The sequence below is a fragment of the Syntrophales bacterium genome (genome assembly GCA_023228425.1).
In the GTDB taxonomy this organism is placed as follows: Bacteria; Desulfobacterota; Syntrophia; order Syntrophales; family UBA2210; genus MLS-D.
This window is the reverse complement of sequence record JALOBE010000015.1, coordinates 52,615-61,494: the sequence shown is the minus strand read 5'-3', so window position 1 is coordinate 61,494 and position 8,880 is coordinate 52,615. Positions and strand designations below refer to the sequence as shown.

The window sequence follows — 8,880 nt, the reverse complement described above, 5'->3', positions numbered from 1 at the left end:
TTGGTCAGTATGTAGACGTAGCCTGTGGTCGTCATGACAAAACCCTCCTTCTGTGGTGTGATACAGATTCCTCACACGCCTTCGGCGGTTCGGAATGACGGGGGGAGCAGCGGTTCGGAATGACAGGAAGGGGAGGCGGACGGTCCCGGAATGGCGGGGAGGGGCGGTCAGGCGGTTCGGAATGAGGGGAGGAAGCAGGGGTGCTAAAGTTCGTAATGAAAAGAGTGCGTCATCCCAGAGGCCTTGGTGATACAGATTCCTCACGCGCCTTCGGCGGTTCGGAATGACGGGGGGAGCAACGGTTCGGAATGAGGGGAAGTGTGGCGGTCGGACGGTCCCGGAATGACAGGGGTTTGTCATTTCGAAGGAGCGAAGCGACTGAGAAATCTTGCACTTGTCACGTGCCGGAAGCGTCCAACGGGTTACAACCGCTCTTTGAGTTTCATGATCCTCCGCCAGGACTCGTCTATTCGTTCGGGGCTGACCACGCCGCGTTCGACCAGGCGGGCGATGACCGCCCCGGCCTCGAGGGCCACCTCCTCGTCATAGACGGAATTGTTGGCAAAGAGAAGAATGTCGATTCCCGCCTTAAGAGCCTTTTCAAGGGTCTCTTCGAAGGAGTAGGTGTCCCGGATAGCCGCCATCTGGAGGTCGTCGGAGATGACGACTCCGTCGTAGCCGAGCTGTTCCCGCAGGATGCCGCCTATGGTCCGTTCCGACAGGGTGGCGGGAAACAGAGGGTCAACGCGACCGTTGAACGTGTGGGCCGTCATGACCATGTCCACCAGGCCCCCCTCGATGAGGTCCCGAAAGGGAAGAAGCTCCCGCTCGGACCAGAGATCCGTCACATCCACGAACCCTCCGTGGGTGTCAGCCTCTGAACTTCCATGACCGGGGAAATGCTTGACCGCCGAGAGAATCCCCGCCTCCCGGAATACACCGATCACGATCGCCGCGTTCCGGGCCACCACCGCCGGATCGGAGGAAAAACTCCGCTCCGGCGCGCCGATGACGGGGTTGTCGGGATTGACGTCGAGATCCACCACGGGGGCGATGTTGAGGTTTACGCCCGCGTCCACCAGGGTTCGGGCCGTCATGACCGCCGCATCTGTTGTCACGACGGGATCGTCAAGGCGGCCCAGGAAGCGCTGGGACGGTGACGGAGGAAATCCCCGGCGTTCTTTCAGCCGCGAAACCCGGCCGCCCTCCTGGTCAACGGCCACAAAGAGGGGGACCGCCGCCCGGCTCTGAAGTTGTCCTGTCAGGCGCTTCAACTGTTCAGGAGAATGAATGTTTCTCTCAAAGATTCCCCGGGGAACGTCGTAATCGAAAAGAATGACACCGCCCAGGCGTCCCGCTTCAATATCGTGGGTAATCCGGCTTTCCTCGTCGATGGATACTCCCCGGAACCCGACCATGATCATCTGGCCGATTTTCCTCTTGAGGTCCGGCTCTTCGGCCCGGGACTCCAGGGAAACACCGACGGCGAGCAGGAACACCAGGAGAACCCGGACGAGGAATTTCATATAACCGCCCCGGCGGCTCAAATGTTTGATCTTCTCAACCATGATGACCCATCACAAGGAGACATGTTTTCTTTACCATCGTCACCGTGCGGGATTTCTCCAGAGGCCGACATGACAACCAACCGTACTCGAAAGGGGACGGTCGCAATTCTGAAGGTCTTCCGTCATTCAGACCAGGTACGCCGGGCTTCGTCCAGGTCCTCCGGGGAGTTGATATTCCGGAACATGAGCCCCTCGGGATCAAAGGACTTCAGCACCCGGGGAGGAATTTCCACGGTGCGACACCGTTTGAAAAGAAGCTTGATCTGCAGCCGGTCGTCATCGATGAGCTTCTTCATTGCAGACAGACAGCGCCGGGAATAGACGGCGTGAAGCGGCTGGGGCCCGTCGGCCGGCGCGGGGACCAGCACGTCGCAGTCATCGGCCTGGGACAGCATCCAGGCAATAAAGGACCTGTTCAGAAAGGGCATGTCGCAGGGTGCTACGAAGGCCCGCTCGGACCGGGTGAAGAACAGCCCCGAGTATATGCCGCCCAGGGCCCCTTTTCCGGGAATGATATCCGTTACGATGGTCAGATCCAGATCGAGATAGGCCCGGGGATCGTTGGTGACCAGGATAAGTTCGTCGAAAAGATCCCTGAAGAGGGTGATGGTCCGGTCGAGAAGACGCTCTCCCCCGAACTCGATGAAGGCCTTGTTTTCCCCCATCCTGCTGCTTTCTCCGCCGGCAAGAATAATACCCGTCATGGCCCCGCGTCTTCCCTCAACGGCACTGCTCGAGAATCGCTTCAATGACTGGAAGGGTGTAGTCCCGCATGCCCCAGACATCAGCGGTCAGGGCCGCGTTGAGGGCGATTCTGTTGATATCCGCTTCGGGTATTCCCACCTCGTTGAGCGACACAGGGCTCCCGATGGACCTGAACCACGCTTTCAGCGCTTCCGTGCCCGCCCTGGCGGCCTCGCTGTCATCGCCGGTATCGACGGCGAAGATGCGCCGCGCGAACCGGGCTATTCGCGCTTCCGTCGCCCCATCGGCCGCCGCGTAGCGCATCCAGCCGGGAAGAACGATGGAAAGACCCGCACCATGTGCTACGTCATAGAGAGCGCTTAAAGAATGCTCGATCATATGAGCGGGGAGACTGAAGCGACCAATTCCCGCCGAAACGAGACCGTTGAAGGCCAGCGTGGTCGCCCACATGATGGCCGCCCTGGCATCGTAGTCCCGGGGATTTGCAAGAATCGTCTCCATGCTTCCCATGATCACCCTGGTGAGCGTCTCTACCAGCCCTTCCTGGAGAATCGGAGCCGCGGCCTGGCCGTTGAAATATCCCTCGAGCATGTGCGTGATGGCGTCCACGGCACCGTAGGCACTCTGGTTGCTGCTCAGGCTGTAGAGAACCGTAGGGTCCAGGATGGATGTTTTCGGCTGGATGTGGGGCGACCGGATGCTGAATTTCTGTGCCCCTTCTTCACGGGTGATGACGGCTGTGGGGTTCATCTCCGAGGCGCTCGCCGACAAGGTGAGTACCGTCAGAACGGGGAGGGCCGCCGTGATAACCGCCTTGCAGGTGAAATAATCCCATACGTCCTGTTCGGCCGGAACTCCCGCGGCGATGGTCTTTGCCTCGTCGATGACGCTTCCGCCGCCCGCGGCGAGAACTGCCTCGACGTTTTCACGGCGGGCCAGTTCGATTCCTTCACGGACGTGAGACAGGACGGGGTTGGGACGGACGCCCGGCCACTCAACCACCTCGAGCCCGGCCTCGCTGAGGGATGCCGTGACCTGGTCATAGACGCCGTTTTCTTTTATGCTTCCCTTCCCGTAAACAAACAGCACGCGGCGCCCGAAACGCCTCGTCTCTCCGCCGATACGGGCGATCTGCCCTTCGCCGAAAATGATTTTTGTGGGATTTTCAAATATAAAATTTTTCATGGTGCCTCCGCCTTTCGCTCACGCTCAGGTGTATCATGGTGCGTTACCGGTGGCGTGTCACGTTGTATCGTTGCCCCGGACCACGCGGCCGAGCGCTTGACGCGGCGGGTTTTGATCCGAAGAATCCGCGGTCGCACGGCACCGGTAACATGTTTTTCACTGGCTATACACAAGGAATCCGGGGCTGTCAACAGCGGCTCCGGGGCTCTTCGTCGTCAAAAACCGGGAAAGAGCGGCAGTACGGATCCCTCGAAGAAGAAGTGAAACAGAAGAAGCCCGGCGACGAAAGAGGCGGCGGCAAGGAAGCGGTTCATGGCCCTGAAGTTCAGTATGAACAAAACCAGCACCACCAGTCCGAAGACGAGACAGTAGGAACAATAGACGTCGTTGACTATCTGAAACCGGACAAGCAGAACCTCGCCGCCCAGGGAGCCGGAAAGCATCATGGCCCTCGACTGGTCGACGAAGGAACGCCGGCGGGCCGGGAAGGGAAGATTGAGAACCAGAAGCGCTCCCATGAGGAGAATGCCCACCAGAACGAGATCCGCCCCGAATATGGTTCCCCGCAGATAGGAGCAGGCGGTGCCGCAGAAATTCCGGTAGTACAGCTCCAGGATTATTCCGAAGATGGGAAGAGCAATGTCGAGCAGCTTCTTGATAGTGATTCGGTTCATTCTGCCGACTGTTCCTCCCCGGAAAGTGCGGCATCTCCGAGGGCCTCGAGGGCGTCCAGTATCGCCCTCGGGCCCGTAACGGTTTCAGACTCCCCCTGCCTGATGACAACCATGGTGGGCGTCGCGCGGACATTGTCTTCCATTATGAACGTGTTGAGGCTGGGGTAGAGACTCCGGGCGTCAAAGGCCTCGTAGTCGACGGCATGTTCCTCAAAAAAGGCGGCCAGGGCATCGTCGGTCCTCATGTCCTGCCGCGTCGCCGCTTCAAAGAGGAAGGCCCTGATCGCCAGGGCTCGCTCGAGCGTATTCTCCGCCTTCAGGGCGTACAGGAAAAAGTGGGCATACAACAGTGATTTCTGGTCCGTGGGAATGTCGACTATGAAAAGACGGATCGCATTTCTTTCCACCAGGTCAAGGAGAAGAGGTTCCGCTCGTGGTTCCAGGGCACGGCAGGGCGGGCAGAAATAGTTCGAATAGAAGTGGACCTCGACGGAACCGTCGCCATAAGCGGTGAAAACCGAATTTTCGTCATCCGCTGCGGCGGGAGCAAGAACAATCAGGCAGAAGAGAATAATGCCTGCCGTAAGGCACAGAATGTTCCTTCCCGTTGATACTTTTTCCCGGGGCATCTCTCGCTCGTTCTTTCTTGAACGTTCCATGGGGCCTGTTCTCACAGGAATATTCCCGGCCTCCCGCGGCCTGTTGTGGGGGGCGGTTCCGCCTGACACAAAGAACCGCCTGCAACGAGGTATATATCACTTCTCTTTCGTGGTTCGCAAGGTCCCGGCAGGCCGGGGAATGAACGCTTTTTCACCGTGAATACCCCGGAGGACCTGCGACTGCGCGTCGAATGGCATTTCGAGATGCTTTTAAGGCACCCTCCGAGGAACGTCTGGTTCCGTCGTTTCGAGAAACGTTTATATATTCCGTCGTTTCAGGAGGCCTGTATATGGTCCCGTTTCGAGGAGTTTCATATGTGCCGTCATTTCGAAGGGTGTCCGTGACACAGATTCCTCACACGCCTTCGGCGGTTCGGAATGACGGGAATCCGCTGGTATGGTGGGCTTGTTACATTCCGTTATTTGGATGAGCGCTCACATTCCGCCATTTCGAGGAGTTTCATATATACCGTCATTTCGACGGGTGTCCGTGATACAGATTCCTCACACGCCTTCGGCGGTTCGGAATGACGGGAATCCGCTGGTATGGTGGGCTTGTTACATTCCGTTATTTGGATGAGCGCTCACATTCCGTCATTTCGAGGAGCGCCTAAGGTCCGTCATTTCGAGGAGCGAAGCGACGAGAAATCTTTCTTTTTTCGTCTTTGTGAAAGATTTCTCCCTCCGGTTCCCTCCGGTCGAAATGACGGGTAGGAATGGTCGGAATGACGAACGGGAACGACCGAAATGACGGGTAGGAATGGTCGAAGTGACGGACGGGGAGGGTGATTGAAATGATAGAGCAGATGGTGTTTCGGGGCGCTCTGAGGGAGCGATACCGAGGTTTCACGAAAAGAACACATTGCGATGGGGGACGTGCGGAAAAAGTACCGGAGACCCTTGCCATGCCGAGGTTTCACGAAAGGAGTACGTTGCGACAGGGACCGGCGTGTCGGATACAGAGCTTCCTGGTCCGCTTCACTCGTCCCGGGCGGGTTTCTGTGACGGCGACGGCATGAATATCCACAGAAGGATATAGATAATCACACCGAAGCCCCAGGCGAGGCTGACGAGACAGGCAATGATGCGCCAGACCCAGGAGGGTAGCGGGCTGTGTTCAGCGAGCCCGCCGCACACCCCTCCGATGATTCGGTCATCGTCTGATTTAGTAAGTCCCTGCAGCCACTCGAACATGGGTGCGACTCCCCGCCGGCACGATGGAAGGAAACCCGGATACCAATTACTGGCGGCCTCGTAAAAAGTTACCGGAGGCATGCCTCCGGTACTATAGCCGAATGCCTCATTGCGCTCTGGCCTTCGTCACTGCGGCATACCACCTCTCAACCAGATGTTTTCCCCTTTCTAGGGGGCCGTCATTACTTCCCCGTCCCGGAAAACAGTTTCAACTGGGTCTGCATGTCCCAGGCTCCGTCAGGAGCGAGGCCGACGGCTCTCTGAAAGGCCGCCAGTGCCTTTTGCGAGCCGGGACCCCATAACCCGTCGACGGTCATTCTGTAAAAGCCCAGCTCCGCGAGACGGAATTGTATGAGAGAAGCGTCATCGCGCCGTGAAGGGTCCAGGATGTACTGTCCCAGCCCGATCGGTCCCTCGGCAGAAACAACGGGTCCGGAGCGTTTTTCGATCCGGGCAGACACATCGACGGCATCGTAGTTTTTCATCGATGAAAAGAGGCCTGTCAGTACGCGATCGGCTCCTTCAGGGAGAACTCCCAGGGCCGGCCTGTAGATGACCTGCGCGTAAAACTCATCATAATCAACGGCGAAGTTCCCGCCGAAGAGGGCGACCCGCCAACCGTCGAAGTCGCGGTAGACCGGTTTTGCCATGGAAACCTTGTCGTTGGGATTTCTCGAGACCACAACGTCAATCTCGGCGTCGGGTGTCAGGCGGTCCATGACAAAAATAACCATGAAATTAGGCTGCCGCTCGATACCGGTCCCTCTCTTGAACCGTTCGTAAAGGCTCATACTTTCCAGCATCTTCCGTTCCCGGCGTTCCTCCACTGTGGGGATCATGCTGTAGGATTTCGACACAACCCCGGTGAAAAATTCTTCAAACCCCGGTCGCTTGTCGACAATGGCCTGCAGTTCGGTTCCTTCGATAATAAAGGCCCTCGTATTCGGAAATATCGGGGGCACCGGTTGCACAGTAGAATTCTTTATCAGTATCCTGTCCCTGAAAAGCTCGTACTCAGCACTGTAGCTCACCAGCGCCCTTCTGCCGAGGGCGTCTGAAAAGAGTATGGAGCCATCCACCCGACAGTCAAAGCTCTTGCGTCCCGTATCCCGCGCCCAGTGGTCTTTGATGCTTATGTCGGTAACGGAGAACCCGGAGTAAGTAAACCTGGTCTCCGGTGTATAGTGCTTGCCCGCGGGATCGAAGCTGACCCGCGGTATGCCTTGCCGGTTTTTCCTCAATGTTTGAACGATGGCCGCCGTCACCATGCGGACATCTCCGGGGACGTCGTCAGCCGCTATGGCATCCACTTTGGGCGGATTGATTTCAAAAGGGGGGACCTCTGAAATGGAACGGCTCTGCTGGAGCTGTTGCTGAACCGCGCATCCCGCCATCGCCCACACCATGAGTACTATGACACCTGCAGCAGTAATCTTTCTGATCATTGTCGCTCTCCTCAAATCAAGACACACACCGGGGGCGGCGCCTGCGGCCCGTCCCATAGTGTGACGCGTTCTTCGCTTATCTATAGACAGGGGCCGTAAGCGCTCTTCCGGTTACGGGATCGTGGGTTATCTTGGCATCCTGCATTGCCATGTCGCCGATGTTCGGTTCGGGAGCCCTGTTGGAAACGTCACTGGTTGAAAGGCTCCCCACTACTTCTCCAGCGACGATACCGACCACCGGGTTGACCGAAGATGTAAGCCCCTCAGCTACCCCCGCAGCAGCACCGGAAAGGGCAGCCCGTGACGCCTCATCTCCGCTACCCTTTTCTAGCGAAGCGGCGTAACCGTCCGCGGCACCCCGCGCCGTAACAATGGCGATTTTCACCGGCAATCCGACGGGCGTGAAGGCGAGACCCCAGCCGGCAACCTTACCCGCGCCCGCGGCAACTTTCGATACGCCTTCGCTGATCTCCGCCGCTTGACCCAGGGAGGACCAGAAAGCGGCATCAGCCTGGTTGATCCGCTGCTCCATCTCCTTCTTCTCCCTCGGAGTAAGCGGCTTGAATTCAGGAATATTGTTGATGTCTACTGTTCCGTTGGCGATGCCCAGCTCTCCCAGGGGGGACGGATCTATGAACCCGAAGCCCGACTTTACGGAAACGCTCCCGGGAAGCCCCGGGTCATCACTCGAATCTCCCTGCTGCCGACCTGAGCCACCGCCGCCACCACAACCGCCGATTGAGACAGCAGGAATCGACAAGACCAGGGAAAACACCATAAAAAAAACAACCAAGGTCGAAATAAATGGATTTTTCATTTCCTCCTCCCGCAGGTGCCGTGTTTCACGGCCCTGAATCATCGTTCACGGACAGTGGGGCGGATCACTACCAATCGAGCCCCTTATTGAAAACCATCACATCCGACGACTTCGTACAATGGGACCGGAGGCATGCTTCCGGTCCCATGGCCGGATACTCTTGATTGCGCTCTTTTCTCCGTCACTGCGGCGTACCTTAAAGTACGTAAAGTACGCCTCATTCCTCAGGATGCGCACGCCGTGCCTCAAGCCTCGAGGAGTATACACTTTTCAGATTATGGGTGCAAGATGCATAAAAAAGGGGGGTCCGGTCGGCGTCGGACCCCCTTCTGTTGATCATGGTAGGCGGTACTGGGATTGAACCAGTGACTTCTACCGTGTGAAGGTAGCACTCTCCCGCTGAGTTAACCGCCCATGCCGTACACTGCAGGAAACGAATGTAGCCCAAGGCTGCCCTGAATGCAAGCCAAAAAACAGGCTCGATCGACTACGGGCGACTGCGGTTGTGGCACAGTGACGGGATAGGACAAACACCGATACCGGAGAGGTTGCTTGTCCTGCTCCTGATGAAGCCCATCTTCCGATAGGATTTTCAGACCAGCCCCGATTGCGCCGGCACTGTTCCGTTTGTAT

General features: G+C 57.7%; 8 protein-coding genes and 1 tRNA gene. All 9 read right to left on the bottom strand.

Annotated elements, in window-relative coordinates; genetic code table 11:
* Positions 1–422: 422 nt before the first annotated feature.
* The gene (locus M0Q23_07170; GenBank protein ID MCK9528404.1) at positions 423–1,568 is read right to left on the bottom strand and encodes a glycoside hydrolase family 3 protein; all 1,146 of its coding nucleotides are present in this window, start codon (positions 1,566–1,568) and stop codon (positions 423–425) included.
* Between the two features lie 122 nt (positions 1,569–1,690).
* Positions 1,691–2,272: a molybdenum cofactor guanylyltransferase gene (locus M0Q23_07165; GenBank protein ID MCK9528403.1), complete on the bottom strand. Its 582-nt coding sequence runs from the start codon at positions 2,270–2,272 to the stop codon at positions 1,691–1,693.
* A gap of 16 nt (positions 2,273–2,288) precedes the next feature.
* On the bottom strand, positions 2,289–3,458 hold the full coding sequence (locus tag M0Q23_07160; GenBank protein MCK9528402.1) for an iron-containing alcohol dehydrogenase: 1,170 nt from the start codon (positions 3,456–3,458) through the stop codon (positions 2,289–2,291).
* Positions 3,459–3,673: 215 nt separating this feature from the next.
* Complete coding sequence (locus M0Q23_07155; GenBank protein ID MCK9528401.1) at positions 3,674–4,132, bottom strand: hypothetical protein; 459 nt, start codon at positions 4,130–4,132, stop codon at positions 3,674–3,676.
* Positions 4,129–4,791: a thioredoxin domain-containing protein gene (locus M0Q23_07150; protein MCK9528400.1), complete on the bottom strand. Its 663-nt coding sequence runs from the start codon at positions 4,789–4,791 to the stop codon at positions 4,129–4,131. Before M0Q23_07150 ends, M0Q23_07155 begins: the two co-directional genes overlap by 4 nt.
* 978 nt (positions 4,792–5,769) lie before the next feature.
* Positions 5,770–5,985, bottom strand: a complete 216-nt coding sequence (locus tag M0Q23_07145; GenBank protein MCK9528399.1) for a PspC domain-containing protein — start codon at positions 5,983–5,985, stop codon at positions 5,770–5,772.
* 182 nt (positions 5,986–6,167) lie between these two features.
* The gene (locus tag M0Q23_07140; GenBank protein ID MCK9528398.1) at positions 6,168–7,430 is read right to left on the bottom strand and encodes a peptidoglycan-binding protein; all 1,263 of its coding nucleotides are present in this window, start codon (positions 7,428–7,430) and stop codon (positions 6,168–6,170) included.
* A gap of 76 nt (positions 7,431–7,506) precedes the next feature.
* Complete coding sequence (locus tag M0Q23_07135; protein MCK9528397.1) at positions 7,507–8,247, bottom strand: hypothetical protein; 741 nt, start codon at positions 8,245–8,247, stop codon at positions 7,507–7,509.
* Between the two features lie 339 nt (positions 8,248–8,586).
* Positions 8,587–8,661: transfer RNA gene (locus M0Q23_07130), tRNA-Val, on the bottom strand.
* Between the last annotated feature and the right edge of the window lie 219 nt (positions 8,662–8,880).